The organism is uncultured Cohaesibacter sp. (genome assembly GCF_963556055.3).
GTDB lineage: Bacteria > Pseudomonadota > Alphaproteobacteria > Rhizobiales > Cohaesibacteraceae > Cohaesibacter.
The window spans coordinates 97,335-119,964 of record NZ_CAUVYE020000008.1; the positions used below are offsets into that span (position 1 = coordinate 97,335).

10 protein-coding genes are annotated in these 22,630 nt (G+C 53.9%); 9 read left to right on the top strand and 1 reads right to left on the bottom strand.

Features of this window, described 5'->3' with window-relative positions; translation table 11 throughout:
* Positions 1–624 precede the first annotated feature (624 nt).
* Both ACHZB8_RS02690 and ACHZB8_RS02695 read left to right on the top strand, forming a co-directional pair.
* Positions 625–5,610 carry a 2-oxoacid:acceptor oxidoreductase family protein gene (locus ACHZB8_RS02690; protein ID WP_316858524.1) on the top strand — a complete coding sequence of 1,662 codons (4,986 nt, stop codon included), beginning with the start codon at positions 625–627 and terminating at the stop codon, positions 5,608–5,610.
* Positions 5,607–8,372 carry a sulfide/dihydroorotate dehydrogenase-like FAD/NAD-binding protein gene (locus ACHZB8_RS02695; protein ID WP_316858525.1) on the top strand — a complete coding sequence of 922 codons (2,766 nt, stop codon included), beginning with the start codon at positions 5,607–5,609 and terminating at the stop codon, positions 8,370–8,372. The genes ACHZB8_RS02690 and ACHZB8_RS02695 overlap by 4 nt, the downstream gene beginning before the upstream one ends.
* A 260-nt stretch (positions 8,373–8,632) precedes the next feature.
* Here ACHZB8_RS02695 and ACHZB8_RS02700 read toward each other — a convergent pair whose 3' ends face one another.
* On the bottom strand, positions 8,633–9,136 hold the full coding sequence (locus tag ACHZB8_RS02700) for a MarR family winged helix-turn-helix transcriptional regulator (RefSeq protein WP_316858526.1): 504 nt from the start codon (positions 9,134–9,136) through the stop codon (positions 8,633–8,635).
* Between the two features lie 218 nt (positions 9,137–9,354).
* Between ACHZB8_RS02700 and ACHZB8_RS02705 the strand changes: the two genes are divergently transcribed.
* The 7 genes from ACHZB8_RS02705 to fliD all read left to right on the top strand — a co-directional run bounded on the left by ACHZB8_RS02705 (position 9,355) and on the right by fliD (position 22,629).
* The gene (locus tag ACHZB8_RS02705) at positions 9,355–10,599 is read left to right on the top strand and encodes an efflux RND transporter periplasmic adaptor subunit (protein WP_316858527.1); all 1,245 of its coding nucleotides are present in this window, start codon (positions 9,355–9,357) and stop codon (positions 10,597–10,599) included.
* Positions 10,600–10,604: 5 nt separating this feature from the next.
* The gene (locus ACHZB8_RS02710) at positions 10,605–13,730 is read left to right on the top strand and encodes an efflux RND transporter permease subunit (protein WP_316858528.1); all 3,126 of its coding nucleotides are present in this window, start codon (positions 10,605–10,607) and stop codon (positions 13,728–13,730) included.
* A 987-nt stretch (positions 13,731–14,717) separates the two neighbouring features.
* A complete protein-coding gene (locus ACHZB8_RS02715) occupies positions 14,718–15,374 on the top strand; it encodes an RNA polymerase sigma factor (protein WP_316858529.1) in 657 nt (218 codons plus the stop codon).
* 129 nt (positions 15,375–15,503) lie between these two features.
* Complete coding sequence (locus tag ACHZB8_RS02720) at positions 15,504–16,724, top strand: flagellin (RefSeq protein ID WP_316858530.1); 1,221 nt, start codon at positions 15,504–15,506, stop codon at positions 16,722–16,724.
* A gap of 407 nt (positions 16,725–17,131) precedes the next feature.
* The gene (locus tag ACHZB8_RS02725; RefSeq protein WP_316858531.1) at positions 17,132–18,685 is read left to right on the top strand and encodes a flagellin; all 1,554 of its coding nucleotides are present in this window, start codon (positions 17,132–17,134) and stop codon (positions 18,683–18,685) included.
* Positions 18,686–19,178: 493 nt separating this feature from the next.
* On the top strand, positions 19,179–20,732 hold the full coding sequence (locus tag ACHZB8_RS02730; RefSeq protein ID WP_316858532.1) for a flagellin: 1,554 nt from the start codon (positions 19,179–19,181) through the stop codon (positions 20,730–20,732).
* Positions 20,733–20,907: 175 nt separating this feature from the next.
* Positions 20,908–22,629 carry a flagellar filament capping protein FliD gene (gene fliD / locus ACHZB8_RS02735; protein ID WP_316858533.1) on the top strand — a complete coding sequence of 574 codons (1,722 nt, stop codon included), beginning with the start codon at positions 20,908–20,910 and terminating at the stop codon, positions 22,627–22,629.
* The last annotated feature ends 1 nt before the right edge of the window (position 22,630 follow it).

A 22,630-nucleotide genomic window follows, 5' to 3' on the forward strand; every position in this document is an offset into this window, starting at 1 on the left:
CTATGCGTGTATCGCGCCAGCGTCCGTTCCTGACAAAAATGAGTCCGATTGTCTTGCCGGCGCAGATGCGTCGCAAGAGGTCATCAAAACCGATTTATGGGTTTGACACACTCGGACATGTTTGGGGGTAGCTGCTATGCAAAATTGCCGTATTAACATTTCGGCCTATGAAAGCAGCTCAATACCTAACCTAATGGAGTAGCATTTATCGATTGGATGTCTGTTCGAAAAAAGTCGAAATATACATTAGAAAGAATGGCTTAATATCTGTTTTCGCCAAATTGTTGTTTTTAAAAGACCAATCGTCCCAGCTATGTCCAAAATGTCGCAGCTGGGTGCCGTTGATGCAAATCAACGCCCCAAGGCCCCCGATAGACTAATGGTTATAACACTAAAGTATCGGGAGGAATGACCAGATCGGAAAGAACTTTCGACACTTTTGTGCGTGGCTGACATGACCATCGATTTCCACGCAGACGCATCTGCCAGTTGAATAAAGATCAAAACCCAGGATCTCATATAGGTCTCTGGGCTTTCCTCGCAGGCAGTTCAAAAAGCACTATTCTTGATTTTCGGCGGACCGTTTCATTCTAGATTCCGGTCGGCTGCAATTGGGTGGAGAATATGAACGAAAAACTTCCAAAAACGCCGGCTTATCCGGGACATGAGACAGTGATCAACGGCAACGGTGCCGTTGCTCAGGTGATGGGGCAAATTTGCGGTGGCGTCATCGGCTATCCAATCACTCCCTCGACCGAGATCGCCGAAATCTATGAAGCATTTCGCGCGGGCGGGGGGCTCAATGTCTGGGGCCGTCATCCCTTCTTCTTTGAACCGGAAGGTGAGCACTCCGCCCAGTCCGGCGCTCTTGGCGCAGCGCTGACCGGCGGTCAATATATTTCGAACGCATCTTCCTCTCAGGGCGTTCTTTATGGCCTTGAGTCTCACTATGTCACGGTCGGCAAGAAAGTCGGTGGCTTCGTCATGCAGGTGGCTGCGCGTTCTGTTTCGCGGCATTCCCTGAACGTGATGGCTGGCCACGATGACATTTATGCTCTCATTCCATCGGGCTACACGATCCTGTTCGGTTCCAACCCGCAGGAAGCAGCAGACCTTGCCGCGATCTCCTACAAGGTCAGCGCGATGTCGATGATCCCGGTTGCCAACGGCATGGACGGGTTCGTCACCTCTCACATGATGAGCGAAGTCAGAATGCCTGAAGATGAGCTTCTGAGAGTGTTCGTCGGTGATCCGACAGACCGCATCATGTGCCCGACCGTTGCACAGGAAATGCTTTATGGTGCAAAGGGGCGTGTGTTCCAGCTGAAACGCTATCTTGGCCGTCACAGCTCGGACATGGAACAGGATGCCTATGCCAAACTGGTTGCCTATCTTGATTCCAATGCCGATGCCGTGGAAGAGGACAATGCTGGCGAGCTGATTGCCAACACCCTTGACATGCTTCCGGTCGAGCTGCACAGCCAGTGGACCCGCCAGTGGAAAAACGCCTATCAGAAAGGCACCCGTCAGCGCGTACCGGGCCAGGTTGACGTCAACAATCCGGGCCTGACCGGTGGCGTGCAGAACCAGCCGGACTACCAGGCTGGTACCGTTGACCACCGCACCCACTTCGTGCGCGATGTGTCTCGCTTCGTACGTGAAGCCATGGATGAGTTCTCCGCACTCACCGGACGCAGCTATTCCCCTGTCCACTGCTTTGAATGTGAAGACGCTGAAAGCGTTGTGGTCGGTCTAGGGTCTGTCACCGATGATGCGCAGGCTGTTGCCGCCTATCTTCGCCGCCAGGGCAAGAAAGTCGGCGTTGTATCCATCAAGCTGTTGCAGCCATTCCCCGAAGCCGAATTCGTGGCTGCCGTGAAAGGCAAGAAAGCCGTCACCATTCTGGAGCGTTCCGACAACACCGCTTTGACAGCTTTCGTCAAGGAAGCCCTGCTCAAGGCCGTTGAGAACAATGCTGGTGATCGGTATCCGGGCATCGAGGCAATGGCCGAGCTGCCAAAACTGACCACCGCGATCTTTGGTCTTGGTGCTCATGACCTTCAGCCACGGCATCTGGTTGCTGCCTTTGAAAATATGGAAGGCGCTTGCCAGCCATTCATCTATCTTGGCAGCCAGTTCTTCTCCAAGGACGCAAGCCCGGTCATGGCCGACCTTCAGGCCAAGTTGAAAGCCGCTTATCCTGAAACCGAGTTCATGGCTCTGGAAACCAAACCGAACCCGAGCCTGTTGCCGGAAGGCGCTTTGCGTATCCGCTTCCACTCGGTTGGTGGTTACGGCACCATCGCAACCGGCAAACTGCTCACGGACATTCTTGCCAACGCGCTTCACCTCTACTCGAAGGCAGCTCCGAAATATGGCTCTGAAAAGTCCGGTGCACCAACCAACTACTATATTACACTCAGCCCGGAACCGGTGCTGATCACCAACGCCGACCTTGAAGATGTCGAAGTGGTTGTCTCTCCGGACCACAAGGTTTTCGTGCACAGCAATCCGCTGCGTGGCCTTGTTGAAGGTGGCACCTTCATTCTTCAGTCCAGCCTCTCTCCTGCCGAAATCTGGAAAGAGCTGCCCTCGGTCATGCGTAAAACCATCCGCGACAAGAAAATCAAGTTCCTTGTTCTTGATGGCTTCGCAATCGCCAAGAAACACGCTCCTGTCGTCGCTCTTCAGACCCGCATGATGGGCATCGCCTTCATCGGTGCTGTCTGTGGTCATGTCGAACGGGTAACGGAAGGAGCCGATCAGGCCGCTGTTCTTGAAAAGGTCCGCAGCCAGATCGCCTACAAATTCGGCACCAAGGGTGAAGCAATCGTAGAAGGCAACATGGCGGTGATCCGCGATGGTCTGGAAGCCACTACGGTTGTTGACTACAACACCCCTGAATTTGCCGAAATCGATGCCGCTGGCGACGTCAAGCCGATGTTCACCCCGGCCATCTCCACCAATATGTGCCGGATCGCTCAGGAAGCCTCGCCAGAGGGCTTGTTCGACAGCGCCTACTATGAAGAAACGGTCGCGGCTCCATTCCGTGAAGGCTCCATCGGTGAAGCACCGGTCCTGCCAGGCTCGGGCATGTTCATGCCGTCCGGTTCTGCTGCTGCCAAGGACAAAGGGCTCTTCCGCCGTCAGGTTCCGGTCTTTGATGCCGACAAATGTACCGGCTGTCTGGATTGCTCGATGGTTTGTCCGGATGCGGCCATTCCACCGACCGTCTTCGACATTGACGATCTGCTGATGTCCGCTGCCAAAGAGGTCGACATGCCTCAGGCACAGCGCGAAGTGATCCGCGAATATGTCCGCTCCATCGGGGAGGGTGTTCGCCGGAAATATCTTGGTGGTGTTCAGGACCGCAGCTTCAAAGAGCTGGTCAATGACGTTCTTGCAGAGCTTTATGTCGAGAGCGCAGTGGTCAAGGGCAATCTTGCCCGTATCGTGGAAGCGGTTGCGATTTTGCCAGTGGCAAAAACCAGAGCCTTCTTCGATGCCGCAGAAGCCGAACATACCGGCGCAGGTGGCTTGTTCGCCGTAGCGATCGACCCTTGGAAATGCACCGGCTGTCTTGAATGTGTTGATATCTGTGGCGCCAATGCCCTGATCAGCACCGAACAGGACGCCCCATTGCTCGAGGATTTGCAGGCCAAATTCAACTTCCTATCCAAAACCCCGAATACGCCAGCTCGCTTTGTCGAGCCAGCTTTTGAAGACGATAATGAAATCAAGCGCATGATGCTTGATCGGAGCACCTACTACTCAACCACGGGCGGCCACGGTGCCTGCCGCGGCTGTGGCGAGGTGACTGCGATCCGTCAGGTCGTTTCCGCGACCCATGCGATCCATGACCGTCGTCAGAAAACCCATATTCGGGAACTGGAAGAACTGGTTGAAGGCCTGAAGCTGAAACTGGCCGAAGTTGCCGGTGATGCGGCACGCGAAGCCCGCGTTTCCAATGCTCTGAAAGTGCTCGAAAAACGCCTGTTCCTTCAGGAAGGCGGCCCAACCGGCAATGGCCCATCACCTCTGGTGGTTGCCAACGCCACCGGCTGTAGCTCGGTCTATGCATCGACCTTCCCGTTCAACCCCTACAATGACCCATGGGTCAACAGCCTGTTCCATGACGGACCAGCCGTTGCCAAGGGGCTCTTTGAAGGGATCACCGCAACCGCAGCCGTCGACTTCAGAGCGATGCGTGTTGCCAAGCTGGAACTGGCCAACGCCTATGACCCGAAAACCGACGATGCTTATCTGAGCAACTTCGAATGGCATGATTTCTCGACCGAGGAACGCGCCCTGTTGCCAACAGTGATGAACATCTCCGGTGACGGTGCAGCCTATGACATCGGCTTTGGTGCCCTGTCTCGCCTGCTGGCATCCAACTCGCCGATCAAGGTGATGGTGCTCAATACCGGCGTTTACTCCAACACCGGTGGCCAGGCATCAACGGCCAGCCTTTCCGGTCAGGACAGTGACCTGGCCCGCTTTGGCAAAGCCAACCCTGGCAAGATGGAAGATCGTAAGGAACTTGGTCTCATCGCTTCCTTCCACCCGAATGTTCTGGTGGTGCAGAGTGCAACGGCCTTCCCGAACCACTTCCTGAAAAATGTCATGGTCTATCTGAAGCATTCCACGTCTCCTGCCTTGATGGATGTCTATACACCATGTCAGGGTGAACACGGGATTGCCGACGATGCTGCCAACCGCCGCGCCAAACTTGCGGTGGAAGCACGTGTCAGCCCGCTGTTTGTTCACGATCCCGATGCTGGCGAAACCCTCGCCGAACGCTTCTCGATCGAGGGCAACCCGGCCATTGATCAGGATTGGGCTTCCCAGACCATCGAATATATCGAGGATGGCCAGCTCAAGCTGTTGGATGTGCCGCTGACCCCGGCTGACTATGCTTACGATGAAACCCGCTTCAAAAAGCAGTTCCGCCCATTGCGTGATGGCGTGGATGCTGTGCCGCTGCATGAATTTATCGATTTGCCAGCGGTCGAGCGGGGACGTGTGATGCCATATATCCTGAAAACCAACTCCAAGCGTGCACTCATCAAGCTTGAAGTGGGGCAGATGGTTGTGCATCTGGTCGAGGAACGCCGTCATAACTGGCGCACGCTCCAGCATCTGTCCGGTCAGTCCGCTGCCCGCATTGATGCAGCGCATCGCAAGGAACTGGCGGCCATGGAACAGCGCTATAACGAAGCCAATGAGGCTCGTGAGCTTTCCATGGACAGCATCGCAGCCGCGATGGCAGAAATGGCCTCCATGTCTGCCGCTCCTGCTGCCGTCGGCCTTGGCGGATTTGGCATGGCTCCAGCCGCCGGTGCTTCCGGTGGGGCCGCAGCGGCTCCTGCGGCTGGCGGTGCCAGCCTGCCGCACATTCACGACGAAGATGTTGCCCTTTGCACCAACTGCAAGGCTTGCTATCAGGAGGTTCCTGAACTCTTCGAGCTGACCAAGATCGTCGAAAATGGTCAGGCCATGGAAGTGGCCCACACTATTCCCGGCGCCCTTGAGAGCGTTGAAGTGACATCGGATCTCAAGTCACGCATCATGAAGGTGGCAGCCAAATGCAACGCGGAGATCGTTCGATGAGCGTTGAAGTAGAAACCCCTCAGGCCGATCTGTTGGATCAACAGATCGACGTCCTGAAAAAGCATCTTGCAGTGGACCCTCGGGCCCTGCGACATGTTTTCATCGCAGATGGATCCCAGGCTTTGGCCTGGGAGTTCCAGCAGGAAGAACTGAGCGAAAAATTCATCAAGACGCTCTGGAAACAACTGCTGCGCAACGATGACATGAGCACGGTGATCCAGCGCTTCATCTGGAGCCTGCCACTGCGCTTCAAGCGGAAATTCATCCGTGCGCTTGATGTGCACATGAAAGACCGTTATCCGATGTTTGAGGACCTGTCCAAAGGCTGGCCCGAAGACAGTTATATTCCGCCCTATATCCGCACACCGGAAGAACGCTCCAGCGATTTCGAACTGGTGAACCAGGGATATCTTGGTTATCAGGCTCTTGGCTATTCCCTCAGGGAAGTCGAGCTGATTGTCTGGCTTGAAGTGCTGCGTGACAAGCAGTGCGAAGACAAGCCTTGCGAGCTGGGGCAGATCATCCAGCGCACCAAGGACGAGGAAGCCAAGAAAATCGGCGGTTGCCCGGTCAAGATCCACATTCCGGAAATGATCGATCTGCTCGCCAAGGGCAAGATCCGTCAGGCTCTGGAACTGATCGAGAGCTGCAACCCGCTGCCGAACGTCACCGGTCGCGTTTGCCCGCAGGAACACCAGTGTCAGGGTGTCTGCAAGCATACCAACCGTCCGATCGAGATCGGTCAGCTGGAATGGTTCCTGCCCGAGCATGAAAAGGCTGCCAATCCTGATCTGCTGGCCCGCTTTGCAGGCGTCGTCAGCCCTTGGGAAAAGGCCCAGAAACCACCCATCGCAGTGGTCGGTTCTGGTCCGTCAGGCCTTATCAACGCCTATCTTCTGGCCGTTGAGGGCTTCCCGGTAACGGTCTTTGAAGCCTTCCACGAACTGGGCGGCGTGTTGCGCTACGGGATCCCTGAATTCCGTCTGCCAAACTCGCTGATCGATGACGTGGTTGCCAAGATCGATGCTCTGGGCGGTCGTTTCGTCAAGAACTTTGTTGTCGGCAAGTCCGCAACCCTTGAAGATCTGAAAGCCGCTGGCTTCTGGAAAATCTTCGTCGGGTCTGGCGCAGGCCTTCCGACCTTCATGAATGTTCCGGGTGAAGAATTGCTCGGCGTCATGTCGGCCAACGAGTTCCTGACCCGCGTCAACCTGATGCGTGGTCGCGACCCGGACTATGAAACCCCGCTTCCAGACGTCAAGGACAAGAATATCCTGGTGATTGGTGGTGGTAACACCGCGATGGACGCAGCCCGCACGGCAAAACGTTTGGGCGGCAATGTGACCATCGTCTACCGTCGTACCCAGTCCGAAATGCCTGCTCGTGTTGAAGAACTCGAACATGCACTCGAAGAGGGGATCGAACTGGCAGAACTGCGCGGACCAAAAGAGTTCGTCGGCGATCATCACACCCATTTCGTCACCCACGCTGTCGTGGATGTGAACGAGTTGGGTGAGCCGGATGCATCCGGTCGTCGTCGTCCGCGTCCGACCGGTGAAGTCATCGAAATGCCTGCCGATCTGGTCATCATGGCTCTTGGCAACAAGTCCAACCCCATCATTCCGTCCTCCGAGCCCAAGCTTGAGGTCAGCAAATGGGGAACGATTAATGTTGGCAAGGACAGTCAGGAAACCTCCATCGAGGGCATCTATACCGGTGGTGACGCTGCACGCGGCGGCTCCACGGCTATCCTTGCCGCCGGTGACGGTCAGGCTGCTGCCCGCCAGATTCTTGGCTCCATTGATCTGGTCTCTGCCGATATTGCTGACCGGGTCAAGAGAGCGGATCATTTCACCAGCCTTGGTCTGGCTGAACATACCGTTCTCAAGCACACCGATCTGGCGAATGGCATTGTCGAGATGACAATCCGTGCACCGGTGATTGCCCAGTCTGCAAGGGCTGGCCAGTTTGTTCGTGTGCTGGCAACCGAAGATGGCGAGTTGATCCCGCTGACTCTGGCTGACTGGAACAGGGAAAATGGCACCATCGACCTGGTCATTCAGGGCATGGGCACCTCGACCAAGATGATGAACAAGATGAGCGAAGGGGACTTCTTTGCCGGTATTGCTGGCCCGCTTGGGGAACCAAGTGATGTCAAAAAATTCGATCCTGCAAAAGAAACGGTCGTCTTCACTGCCGGTGGTGTTGGTCTGCCAGCAATCTACCCGATTGCCAAGACGCACCTGGAGACCGGCAACCATGTCACCATGATCATCGGCTTCCGTTCCGCAGAGCATCTGTTCTGGACGGGCGAAGACGAACGCATGGGGCTGCTCAAAGCCAAATATGGCGACATGCTGGACGTCATCTATTGCTCGAACGATGGCACCTTCGGCATCAAGGGCTTTGTCACCAATCCGCTTGAGGACATGCTCAAGGATGACAAAACCTCCAAGGGCCGCAAGATCGCGGAAGTCGTCTCTGTCGGTCCTCCGATGATGATGCGTGCCGTCAGCGACCTGACCAAACCTTATGAAGTGCCGACCGTTGTCAGCCTCAACTCCATCATGGTGGATGCGACCGGCATGTGCGGTGCTTGTATGGTTCCTGTCCTCAAGGATGGCAAGACCATGCGTCAGCATGCCTGTATCGACGGACCGGAGTTTGACGCTCATACCGTTGAATGGGACAAATTCCTGCCGCGCTTTGGCCAGTTCAAGGCACAGGAAGTCCGCAGTATGGAAAAACACAAGCTCAATTGATCCGCATCCGACAAGATCAGTTGACAGACAGGAACAAGGCCCCCGGAGCGGTTCGCTTCGGGGGCTTCTTTTTGCCGGTTGTTGGGTCTGAAGCGCCGAACGCAAGAAAGTGAATGAGCGACCAGAGCGGGGAGGGCAGACAGACACTTTATTTCTGTCTGTTGGCAAAAGCCCGTCTGGCGACGCTTTGTTACATTGCGATACAACTTGATGCAGAAAAGATGTGGGTGAAATCTCGGCGCAAAAGCCATGTCGAGGGCCTAGTCTGGCCGCTTTTTCTCTTCCAGAACATGTACGACGTCTTTCAGTTTCTCGACCACGGCATCACAGGCCTCATCGTCCGAAAAGCCATCCTGCAACAGGGTACGGGTGAACGCTACCATGTCTGCCATGGCGGCTTCGATGCGCAATTTTCCCGATTCCGTGAGCATGACAGGGCGTTGTCGAGCGTCTGAAGCGGATGTCGATCTTGCGATAAGCTTCTGATTTTCAAGAGATTTCAGGATTTTTGTCAGTCCTCCGGACGAAATCAGAAGTGCATCATAAAGGGCTGTTGGTGCGAGCGCCGCACCTTCCGGGCACGACCTGAGTGCCGCCAGAACATCGAACTCGGAGACGGTCAGGTGCTGTCCTTTGATGGCCATTTTTGAATGCTCGACAAGAAGCGAGTTGAGGCGCTGTATGATCGCGGAAAACTTTACGTGAGGGGTTACAGCTTCCGGCCAGTTCCTTGAAATCAGCGCGCTGCGCTCTTCCACATTCATGCCAAAGTCCCTATTTATCTTTCCAGAAAGATAAATTGCCATGCCTGAAACAGATCTGGCAACCAGATTTTTGACGCACGGCACGTTTGCCTCGCACATGGTGCAAACTGCGTAACGATCATTTAAATACTGCGGGCGCTTAATCGGTCAGAGACCTGATAAAGGATAAGCACCTTTGCTCTGAGCCCCGCGACCGCATGAAAAGTGAAACCAGACCAATGACAAAACAATGCATGCGCATTTCCAGAAAGACCCTCTTCGCCCCTGTTGTGGCCTTGCTTCTTGGCCTATGCTCCCCCGCCTCCCTGATGGCCCAGCCCGCAGCACCTGCTGGCATGGCGGGCATGAGTCAGGGACCATTGCCGGTCGGGGTCATCACGCTTGAAGAGTCGGACGTCCCCTATCAGTCGACGCTGCCGGGTCGGGCCGTTGCCTTTGAAGAGGTCGATATCCGGCCACGCGTCAATGGCGTGATCTCGGAAATCGCCTACACCCCCGGCAGGCCGGTCAATGTCGGAGATCTTCTGTTCCGGATCGAGAATGAAACCTATGAAGCAGCTGTGCAGTCGGCCGAAGCCGATTTGGCAAGCGCCGAGGCAACCCTTGAAGGGGCCAAGCTGACCCTTGAACGTTACAGAAAGATCGAAGGCACCGGAATCTCCAAGGGCGATGTTCAGGACGCTGAAGTCGCTTATCAGAAAGCCGAAGCCGCGCTTAAAACCGCTCAGGCCTCGCTCAAGACCGCTCAGTTGTCTCTGGGTTGGACCGAGTTGAAAAGCCCGATTGCCGGCATCCCGGATGTCGCAGACGTCTCGGTCGGATCTGTCGTCACCTCAAACCAGACCACGGCCCTGACCACGGTGACCCGCTTGAATCCGATCTATGTGGATGTCGAGGAAGCCAGTGTACGCATGCTCAAGAACCGTTCCCTGATCGAGAGGGGGCTGTTGAAAATGGATGACAAGATGACCTTGTCACTGCTTCTGGAAAACGGTGAGATGTTTGACGGCAAAGGAAAGCTTTCGGCGCCGGGCACGTCGGTTTCAAAGACAACCGGCACGGTTGCCTTGCGCCTGGAGTTTGAAAATCCTCAGCGCAAGATCATTCCCGGACAGTTTTTGCGCGTGGATGTCACTCTGGGTACCTCAAAGGCCATTCTGGTGCCGCAAGGGGCAACGCAGCGTTCCAACGATGGCAGTCTGATGGCCTATGTGGTCAAGGATGGCAAAGTCGCAACGGCAAGTCTTGAGGAAATCGGATCGCTGGACAACAGCTGGATTGTGACCGGAGGCGTCAGTGTTGGCGATCAGGTCATTGTCGACAACATCCGCAACCTCAAGGAAGGCATTGAAGTCAAGACAATCCCGGTCACCTATGTCGATGGTCTGATCAAGGAAACCACCTCGGATAATGCCGCCGGGTCTGGCGGATCTGACGCAACACAGACGGCAACGAAGGAGTAGGCCTTATGGGATCGTTTTTCATTGATCGCCCGGTCTTTGCTTGGGTGCTGGCGATCGTCACGATGTTGGCTGGGGCCTGGTCGTTGACGTCTCTTCCCGTTGCGCAATATCCGGACATCGCGCCAACAACCATCAGGATCTCGGCCACCTACAAGGGGGCGACGGCAGAAGCGGTTGAAAACTCGGTTACGCGAGTGATTGAAGACAGCCTGACCGGCATCGACGGCCTGCTTTACATGATTTCGAACTCCAGCAAGGGGCGCGGTTCGCTCGAGCTTGTTTTCGATGGTTCCATTGAACCGATCGATGCGCAGAATGATGTGCAGACCAAGGTCCGCCAGATCGAAAGCAGCCTGCCCGATGCGGTACAGAGCGCCGGGGTCACGATCCGCCGTTCCAACGATTCCATTCTCCTTGTCGGGGCACTGGTTTCGACAACCGGTGAGCATTCCACCATTGAGCTGGGCAACCTGCTCGAAGAGGTGGTCGAAAATCCGGTGCGGCGCACCGATGGCGTTGGCGGCATCAACTCGTTCGGATCCGGCTATGCGATGCGCATATGGATCAACCCCTTGTCGCTTTATCGCTATCAATTGACACCCAGCGACGTTGTCTCCGCAGTCGAGGCCCAGAATACCACCGTCTCAGTCGGTTCGCTTGGCTCCCAGCCCACCGTGGAAGGGCAGCAATTCACGGCCACTCTGACCGCTCAGAGCCAACTGACCGGTGTCGATGAATTCAAGCAAATTCAGCTCAAGACCGATGACACCGGCGGCACCGTCTATCTGGGCGATGTGGCAAGAGTTGAAATCGGGCAGGAAGATTATGGCTCGAACTCGCTTTTCTCCGGCCTTCCAGCCTCCGGGTTCGGTATCAACCTGGCCACCGGAGCCAATGCTGTAGATACATCCCTTGCCGTGCGCGAGACTATGTCAAAACTTCAGGACTCGCTGCCTGAAGGCGTGGAAATCCGCTACGCTTACGACACGTCGCCTTTTGTGGAGCTTTCGATCAACAAGGTCTACCACACCCTTGGGGAAGCAGTGGTTCTGGTCGTTCTGGTGCTTCTCGTTTTCCTCCAGTCGATGCGGGCGACATTTGTGCCGTTGATCGCGGTGCCTGTCGTTCTGTTCGGGACGCTGGCCGTGCTGGCCGTGACCGGATATACCATCAATACCCTGACGATGTTTGCGATGGTGCTGGCCATCGGGCTGTTGGTGGATGACGCCATTGTCGTGGTGGAGAATGTCGAGCGCCTGATGGAAGATGAAGGCCAGACGCCCATGCAGGCGACGCGAAACAGCATGGGCCAGATTACCAGCGCATTGATCGGTATCGTGGTCGTGCTGACGGCGGTGTTCTTGCCGATGGCCTTCTTCGGAGGGTCTACCGGTGTCATCTATCGCCAATTCTCCGTTACGATGATCGCCGCCATGGTGCTCTCGCTGTTCGTTGCGCTCACCCTCTCTCCAGCCTTGTGTGCGAGATTTCTCAAGCAGAAGCAGCCGGGCAGAGAGATCGCGCCCGCCCGCTGGTTCAACAGGGGTTTCAGCTTGTTTTCGCGCTCCTATGGCTCCGTTGTCCGGTTCCTGCTCAAGGCGCCTTACCTGATGCTTGTGGTGCTGGTTCTGATTACCGCTGGTGCCGGGCTCATTTATGAAAGAATGACCTCCTCCTTCCTGCCGACCGAGGATCAGGGCATGCTGATGAGCATGATCAAGTTGCCCGAAGGTTCCACCTACAAACAGACCAGGCAGGTCGTGGAAGAAGTGGAAGCCTTCTTGCTCGAAGACGAGGGCGAGGCCATCGAGGCAACCTTTGCAGCGCTTGGCTTCAGCTTTGGCGGCTCCGGTTCCAACCAGGCAATGATGTTCATCAAGCTCAAGGACTTCGACGAGCGTGAAGATGCCAATCTCAGTGCATCCTCGGTTGCTCTGCGCATCAATCAGCATTTTGGTGCCAGCCGAAAGGGGCAGGTGTTCGTCATGCAGCCTCCGGCCATCATGGGGCTGGGTAACTCGGGCGGGTTCTCGATGTATCTTGTCGCCCGCACGACAAAGACGCATGACGAATTGTCAGATGCCGCAGACCAGCTGGTCGCGCTCGCTCAAAAGGATGATCGCGTGCAGAACATCCGCTCATCGAACAATGAGGACGAGAGCGCGTTAAGAATTCTTATCGATCAACAGAAGGCGGAAAGCTTCGGCGTGTCTCTCAGTAGCGTCAACTCCATGCTGTCTGTCATCTTCACGGGGACCGAGGTCAATGACTTTGATCTCAACGGCAACCTGCGCCCGGTTATCGTGCAGGCCGAAGCGCCCTACCGCATGCAGCCATCCGATATCGACAAGTGGTTCATAAGCAACAGCTCCGGTGAGATGGTGCCATTCAGCTCCTTCATCACCACCAAATGGGAACCTGTTGCCCCAAGCCTTGCGCGCTTCGGTGGCAGCTCCGCCATCCAGATCGATGGATCGGCCGGGCCCGATACCAGTTCGGGTCAGGCGATGGATGCGATGGAAGAGCTTGTCTCGCAGCTTCCAAGCGGCTTCGGTGTCGAATGGACGGGCCTGAGCTATCAGGAACGCCAGTCTGGCCAACAGGCACCTTTGCTCTATGCACTGTCCTTCCTGATTGTGTTTCTGGCGCTGGCAGCCCTTTACGAGAGCTGGTCAATCCCGGTTTCGGTGATGCTTGTGGTGCCGGTTGGTGTCTTCGGAGCCTTGCTGTTTGCCTGGATATTCGGGCAATCGAATGACGTCTATTTCAAGGTTGGTATTCTGACGACCATTGGCCTTGCAGCAAGGAACGCCATTCTGATCGTTGAATTTGCCGAAACCCTCTACAAGCAAGGACACGACCTGATCGAAGCGGCTGTCGAAGCGTCTCTGCAACGATTGCGTCCGATCATGATGACGGCCCTCACATTCATCCTTGGCGTGATGCCCCTGGCTATCGCGACAGGAGCGGGTGCCAACGCCCAGAATGCGATCGGGATTGGGGTCATCGGTGGCATGATAGCCTCCACATCCATCGGCATTCTGCTGGTTCCGGTTTTCTATGTGATCATCCGTCGACTGACGGGCGCGAGAGACACGGAACGCGTTCAGATGAAAAACGAAAGTGTCTGATCATGGATGGCGTAGCGCTATAGAAAACATTAAAGACAACAATAAAAACATAGCATTTTTAAATAGTTGGCCAGCCCGGAATCTCGATGCCGGGCTGGCCTTTTGCCATTCTGCAAGATCGGTTTTGGGCTCGATTGCTGCGGTATCGGTTACCAACAGGGCGTTTGCCCGCGCCAAAAAAATCGACGGCGAGACTCCATTTCGGGCAAGAAATTTGCTCGAATCAGATCACGATCCGAGTGATTCGAAATGGAGAAAATGCTCCCCGATTTTACGCTCCGATTGTGGAAACGGGCTTTTCAACAGCCCATTCTGCCAGCGAGTTTTGTATCTATTCAATTAAAAACATTTCACAAGGTTTCTGTGTGGCTCGCGGGACATAAAGGTGCGAAATGTCCGATATTAAGACTTTGGAAACGTTTACCTTGCATTGCAGGAAGTGGTCCGATTGCACTCTATGACGCTGTCACGTAATATTGCAAGTTGGTTATCGTTAAAATTTCATTTATCTCTTATACAAATGTTTAATAATAAAGGAATATCGTAATAGTTTTATGAATAAATAAAATATAAAATATTGACGTGGTTTGTTGAGTCAATGATATTCTTTGATTTATTTATATTTCGATAAATATAACAATGAGAATTGTATTAAAATAAAAAATTATAATAAAAAACATATTTATAATTTCAATATAGAATGAATTGTTTTTTGAAAAATTATTTTTGATTTATATATAAGATAATTCGATAATATAAATACAGACTTTGTAACAATATTTCGTGACTCAATTTAAGAATTAAAATTTTCACTTGCAGGTCGGAAAAATCTGCCGAGCGCACTGCAACAATTTCCTAGAAAAACGCAGAAATGACCTGAAAAAAAACTTATAGTTACACGCCTGATCGGCCCTGCTAGAACGTTTTATAAGTAGGCAGAAATTTGTGACGTAGCGGCACGATCAAAGCGGTCTATGAGTATTCAAAATGAAAAATGCAACCATCCAGCAGGTTCCTCAATCTGACACACCGCAAGCGGCGAGATCCAGAACGCAGCTATTGCAGGCCCGTGATCTGGTTGCACTGAGTGATGACGAGCTGCTGGGGCTAATTGCTTTGGGACAGGAAGAGGCCTTTCAGGCGCTTGTTGAGCGCCATATTGATCGTGGCTATGCGGTTGCCTATCGCATTTTGCAGGATGGACCGGAAGCTGAGGACGTGTTGCAGGATGCCTTTCTTCAGGTTTGGACAAGACGCGGCAGCTGGAAGCCCGGCAAGGCCAAATTCTCCACCTGGTTGTTCAAGGTCGTGACCAATCGTTGCATTGATCTGTTGCGCAAGAGCAAGATCGCGCCGATGGATGAATTGCCCGATTTGAAGGATGACAGTTCGAACCAGTCGACCGTGATGGAAATGCAGGAGGCTATTGATCTGCTGGAAAAGGCGGTTGCCAAGCTTCCCGATCAACAGCGTATCGCCATCGTCTTCTCCTACAACGAAAATATGAGCAATAGCGAGATCGCCGAGATCATGGAGACGAGTGTCTCTGCCGTTGAATCTCTGTTGAAGCGAGGTCGCCAGAAATTGAGACAAAGTCTCAAAAGTCACAGCTCCGATATCCTGTCGCTCTTTACTCAAAATTAATCGAATTCCACATCTTTTCCAATAAATTCGCCCGAATTTGACTGGTTGCTCCGTTAGAGGAAGTAAGCGCGCCAAGACTGGCTGGCTTCTTGGAAGCTTTGCCAAAGTGCGCATTTCAGGAGTTCGACCATGCCCGTTATTTCGACCAATCTTGCTGCTAATACTGCCGTGCGCTATCTCAACAAGAGTTCGAACAGTTTAAGCACCAATATTGCCAACCTTTCCAGCGGGTCACGCATCAGCAAGGCGTCGGATGATCCGGCCGGCCTGGCCATTGCAACGCAGATCTCCTCTGATCTCACAACTCTCGAGCAGGCATCGGAAAACGCATCGAACAGTCTGGCAATTCTCCAAACCGCAGATGGCGGTGCCTCAACCATTGCCGACATTCTGGAGCGTATGGTGTCATTGGCATCCGAGGCAGCCTCCGGAACCATGACGGACGATGAGAGGGCGCTCATTCAGACGGAATTTAGTGCCCTGCTTGAAGAAATCGACAGCACCTGCTCGTCAACCACCTATAACGGCGTCAGCCTGCTGGACGGATCGAGCAATTTTGCCGACGAAACGGTCGAAACTGCGGCGACTTATGACACCGGGGCTTCTGCGGGCTATGCTGCCGAAGCAACGGGCGAGGACGCCTCGGCAACATTCTCGATCAATGGCACGGAAATCACGATCTCGAGCGAAAGTGACGGCACCAGCACTGCTGACATGAGTGCCGAGGACCTGGCTGAGGCCATCAACAGCGCCCTGCATGAGCAGGGTGACTATACCGTCTCCGCGTCCGTTGACGCGGCAACCGGGGCAATTGTTTATGAGACCGTCGAGACCGGTGCGTCGGCTTCTCTCGAGATCACCGGCATCTCGGGCAATGCATCTCTGCTGGCGGCAGTGGGGCTGTCGCAAGGCAATGACGTCAGCGAAAGCGGTGCGTCCATTGCGTCGGACGAGACCGGGGCCGATGTGATGGTTGGCTCCTCGTCAAACGATACCATCAATCTTTCCATTCAGTCGATCACCTGCGAAGCACTCGGTATCGAAGGGCTTGACCTGTCCAGCGCAGAAGGTGCGAGCGAGGCGCTCTCCCTGTTGAGCCTTGCCGTTGATGAGGTGGCTGATACCCGCGCGAGCCTTGGTGCAACCATGTCCCGGTTCGAGTTTCGATCAAGCCAGATCGACACCAGTATCGAGAGTCTTGAAGCTGCGGAATCTGCGATCATGGATGTCGATATAGCCAAGGAAATGGCCGAGATGTCCAGCAACTCGGTTCGTGTCAAGGCTGCTGCTGCTGCGGTCGCTCAGGCAAATGAAGTGCCGCAATATCTCCTGAAATTGCTGCAATCCTGAAACAGTCAGCGATCAAGATGGTAACGCCAGGCCGCTGAGTAAGCGGGATTGCCGCAAGGCATTCAAGGTCAGTAAATATTAAGCATTCGTTAATATTTGTGGTTTGAAGAATTATGTTGCAAATTGCTTTGGCCTAAAGAAAACACGCAAAAATCAGTAACAAAAAGCAAGCTTTGATTGTAGCAAAAATAGCTGAAATTGGCGCGTTTGGGGCTGAAAAGCCCCGTTTTCTGGTCTGGTCCTGCGTTAATTGTTTATGGTTAACAAAGACCTAATGCACTTAAAAATAAATTAAAATAAATCTCGCCCGGTTTGGTCTTCCCCCCACGTTACATGGATAAAGCGTGAAGTAACGCACGTAAAGGCACTGTACGTGGAGCCATAATTCAAAAGTCAGGATATCGACCATGCCCGTCATCTCTACCAACACTGCTGCAAATACTGCAGTGCGTTTTTTGAACATCAACTCTTCAGATCAATCCAACTCTCTGGCAAAACTGGCCAGTGGATCCAACATCAACAAAGCATCCGATGATGCTGCCGGCCTCGCGATTTCGACAAAAATCTCGACCGACGTTGCTGCTCTGGAGCAGGCGTCTACCAACGCCTCTCACGCTGTATCCGTTCTCTCGACCGCTGATGGTGGTGCTTCCAACATCGCCGATATCGTCGAGCGTATGAAAACCCTGGCTTCCCAGGCGTCATCCGGTACCGTGACCGACACGGAACGCGCTTACATCCAGGCTGAATTTGAAGAGCTTCAGGAAGAGATCGACGGGATCACCGAATCCACCCGTTATAACGGCGTCAGCTTGCTCGATGGCTCCAGCGACTTCTCGCTGGATGACATCAAGACCGCCGCAGAAGCAACCAACGATACCGTGGCCTCCCAGCAGAGCCTTGTTGGCACCGCAGGGACCTTCGAGATTACGCAGGCAACCACTCTGGCCTTCACCATTGAAGACGGCACCAACACGCTGACTGTCAATATGGGCACCTATGCTCAATTCGATGAGGTCACTGCCGAGGATATTGCCTCCGCGATCAACACCGCAGCTGCCGAAGCTGGCATATCGACAATCTCGGCCTCTTCTGATGCCAATGGATATCTCTACATCAACACGGTTGGTGGTAACCAGACCATAACGGCAGGTGGCTCCGGTGACGTCATTAACACCATGGCGACGTCCTTAGCAGCATCAGCTACGCCTGTAGCCGCCGCCGCCTTCACGGGCTACACCAATACGGACGCAACCGCGACAGAAACCGCCACGATTTCGGTTGGTGGCTCCAAGATCGAGCTGACCGCAGAATATGATGGCTCCCAGACAGAGCTGACCACTGCCGATCTCGTTACCCAGATCAATGACGGTCTGCATGACGATGGCAACTATCTCTATGAAGCCTCGGAAAACGCTGCCGGCGAAATCGTCATCACCAGTCTTGCAACGGGTGAAACGGCCAATGTCACGCTTGCTGGCGATAATGATGCAGACAGTGGCCTCAGCCTTGCCGCTCTTGGCTTTGCAGCCGGTACCACAAGCGGCACGACCACCGAAGTTGAAACCACTGGCGCTGAAATCGTTGTTGGTTCGACCTCGGCTGACACCATCAATCTGTCGATCAGCTCTCTGACCTGTGCCTCCCTTGGTATTGATGGCCTTGATGTCTCCACGCAGGAAGGCGCCGCCGAAGCGCTTTCGGTTCTGGATAACGCGATCAACCAGATCTCTGAAGCGCGTGCCGAGATGGGTGCTGAAATGTCCCGTTTCGAATTCCGCTCCGCTCAGATCGACACCAGTGTTGAAAACCTTGATGCTGCCAATTCTGCAATCGCAGACGTTGATATCGCCAAGGAACAGGCTGAGCTGTCTTCCTCATCCGTGAAGGTTCAGGCCGCTGTTGCTGCTGCAACTCAGGCAAACGAAATGCCTCAGAACCTCTTGAGCCTGGTTCAGTAATAAAAATCTGAAGAGCCGCAGTGGCGCTGAGTAGGTCTTGTCTCCTCAAAAAGCGCGCTGCGGTTCTTTGCGTTTTCCTGAAGGGGCATCTTTCTCTTCTTCAAAAAAGTCAAAAGTCTCGAAGAATATTACTTAAGAATATCTTTAGGACTTCGGCTTTTTCGGCGTTTTTGGGGCTTTGGTCTGGCGATTGTTAACGCTCTGTTAGTAGTAAATCAATGCTGCCGAGATTCTTTAAAAAGAAAAATAGAAGAAATACTCGGGCGTTCTGTTAACGAAAAGCACTCAGAAATAAGGAAAATGCGATTTAAATATTAACGGCGTCGCCTTCGTTACCGGAATAGTGTTTATCCATGGTTAAAAATGCTCAGGAATAAAAAAAATAAATCTCGCCTGAATTGGGCAAGTCGCTGCGTTTCATAAACAAGGCGCGGGAAAACGCGTCGATCCGTACCAGTAAAGGGCGGCATTCGTTTAGTTCAGGAGTTCGACTATGCCCGTAATTTCTACCAACACTGCTGCAAACACTGCAGTGCGTTTTTTGAATTCAAACTCATCCGATCAATCCAACTCTCTGGCAAAACTGGCCAGTGGATCCAACATCAACAAAGCATCCGATGATGCTGCCGGCCTCGCGATTTCGACAAAAATTGGAACAGACGTTGCCGCTCTGGAGCAGGCTTCTACCAACGCCTCTCACGCTGTATCCGTTCTCTCGACCGCTGATGGTGGCGCTTCCAACATCGCCGATATCGTCGAGCGTATGAAAACCCTGGCTTCCCAGTCTGCATCCGGTACCGTGACCGACACGGAACGCGCTTACATCCAGGCTGAATTTGAAGAGCTTCAGGAAGAGATCGACGGGATCACCGAATCCACCCGTTATAACGGCGTCAGCTTGCTCGATGGCTCCAGCGACTTCTCTGTTGACGACATCAAGACCGCCGCAGAAGCAACCAACGATACCGTAGCCTCCCAGCAAAGCCTTGTTGGCACCGCAGGGACCTTCGAGATCACGACGGCAACTACTCTGTCCTTCACCATTGAAGACGGCACCAACACGCTGACTGTCAATATGGGCGATTATGTTGCAAACGATGAAGTCACCGCAGAGGAAATTGCCACTGCGATCAACACCGCAGCTGCCGAAGCTGGCATATCGACAATCTCGGCCTCTTCTGATGCCAATGGTTATCTCTACATCAACACGGTTGGTGGTGATCAGACCATAACGGCAGGTGGCTCCGGCGACACGATTAACAGCTTGGCGACGTCCTTGGCTGCATCAGGTACGGCTGTATCCGACGGCGCCTTCACAGGCTACACCAATGCGGACGCAACCGCGACAGAAACCGCCACGATTTCGGTTGGTGGCTCCAAGATCGAGCTGACAGCAGAATATGATGGCTCCCAGACAGAGCTGACCACTGCCGATCTCGTCACCCAGATCAATGACGGTCTGCATGACGATGGCAACTATCTCTATGAAGCCTCGGAAAACGCTGCCGGCGAAATCGTCATCACCAGCCTTGCAACGGGCGAAACGGCCAATGTCACGCTTGCTGCCGACAGTGATGCAGACAGTGGCCTCAGCCTTGCCGCCCTTGGCTTTGCAGCCGGTACTACCAGCGGCTCGACCACCGAAGTTGAAACCACTGGCGCTGAAATCGTTGTTGGTTCGACCTCGGCTGACACCATCAATCTGTCGATCAGCTCTCTGACCTGTTCCTCCCTTGGTATCGACAGCCTTGATGTCTCCACCGAGGAAGGTGCCGCCGAAGCGCTTTCGGTTCTGGACAACGCGATCAACCAGATTTCTGAAGCGCGTGCCGAAATGGGTGCAACCATGTCCCGTTTCGAATTCCGCTCCGCTCAGATCGACACCAGTGTTGAAAACCTTGAAGCTGCACAGTCTGCGATTTCCGACGTTGATATCGCCAAGGAACAGGCTGAGCTGTCTTCCTCATCCGTGAAGGTTCAGGCCGCTGTTGCTGCTGCATCTCAGGCAAACCAGATGCCGCAGAACCTGTTGAGCCTGATCCAGTAAGGATCAATCACCTGGGCCGCTTTCAGGCGGCCCGGTCTAGAAGAATGAAAGCGTTTCCTCGCCGCCCTGGTTCATCAAGGTGGCGGGGAAACAGTTTGTTTTTACAACAGACCGCATTTTCCGGCGGGAATGGCGCCGCAAGCGACATGCAGGAAGACGCAAGGAGGCAGATGAAATGACGAGCACCACGTCCACAACTTCGAGCACCACGTCAGCGACGACCACCACGTCGACGTCATCGTCTTCTACATCATCGACAAGCACCTCAAGCTCCAGCTCCGACATCGATTGGGATGCGCTGATCGAAGCCGCTGTTCTGGAAAAGCAATTGCCTGCCGATCGTGTCGAGGCCAAGATCGAGGAGAACGAGACCGAGATTGAAGCCTACACCGAGATGCAGGACTTGCTCAGCGACGTCCTTGATGCCATCGAAGCCATTCGCGGTACGGATGACTCCCTGACCGAACTGGATGACATCTTCTCCGAACGCGCTGCCTATCTTACCGGTGTGGGAGATGTCGAGGCAGAGGATGCGCTTGTGGTGACTTGCGAGGCGGGTGTCGACATCGCGACCTATGACATCACCATTGATCAGCTTGCCAAATCGCAAAAAGTCATAAGCGCCGAAGGGGTTGTTGAAGATAGCACCGAAGCGCTCGGCTTTGAGGGGACGATGTCCTTCAAAATGAGCGGTTCCGAGGATGACGCGGTTGAGATCGAAGTCACCGACGACATGAGCCTCGTCGAGATTGCCAGCGAGATAAACAACTATACCGAGGACTCAGGTGTCACAGCAACGGTCGTGCAGGTGAGCGACAGTGACTATCGTCTGGTTTTGACCAGCGAAACCGGCAATGACATCGACTATACCGCCGGGGATGGCGACGATATTCTCAATTCACTTGGCATGACCACCGATGACGGCGATTGGGCCAACATTCTGCAAGAATCTCAGGATGCGATCATCACCGTCGACGGCGTGCAAATCACCCGTGATACAAATACGGTTGATGACGTGATCGAGGGGGTTACCTTTGCCCTTTATCAGGTCACCGAAGAAGATGCCTCCATTTCGGTCGAGATCAGCCAGTCTCTTTCTGACATCAAGGAAGCGGTCGTCACGTTGGTTGATGCCTACAATGCCTATCGTGAATGGGCATTGCAGCAGCAGGAAATCGATGCCAGTGGCACGGTCTCCGATGACGCCGTCCTTTATGGCGACAGCCTTCTGCGTGGCACCAACACCGCTATCTACGATGCGATCTCAACTGTTGTTGATGGCGAGAGCATGGCGCTGCTCGGCTTGTCTTACGATGAGAACAACTATCTCGAACTGGACGAAGATACGCTCAACGATGCGTTGCTCAACGACATCGACCAGATCGAGGACATGCTCAATTTTCAATATGAGGTCAGTGACAGCGATCTGGCGCTTCTCAAGCGCACGTCCGATATGCCGTCTTCCTTCACGCTCGATATAGAGGTGGACGAAGATGGAGAGGTCACGAGCATCCTTTGCGACGGAGAGTCGGGCTGCTTCGAGGTCAGTGGCTCTCGTATCGTTGGCGTCGAGGGAACGGAATATGAAGGCATTACGTTCGTCTATACCGGCGATGAAAGCGATACGATCGACTTCTCCTGCACTGCCGGCATCATCGAAAACCTCTACCAGGCCGTTTCGAAATATGCCGATGAAGATGAGGGGCTGATCATTTCGAAGATCGAAACCCTCGAAGAGCAAAACGAGGATTACGAAGCCGAATATGAAGACATCATGGAGACCGTCGACGCCTATGAAGAGCGTTTGACCGAACTCTATGCATCCTATCAAGCCGCGATCGAAGAAGCTCAAAGCTCACTCGATTACATTGAAGCAATCCTTGATTCCGGAGACTAAG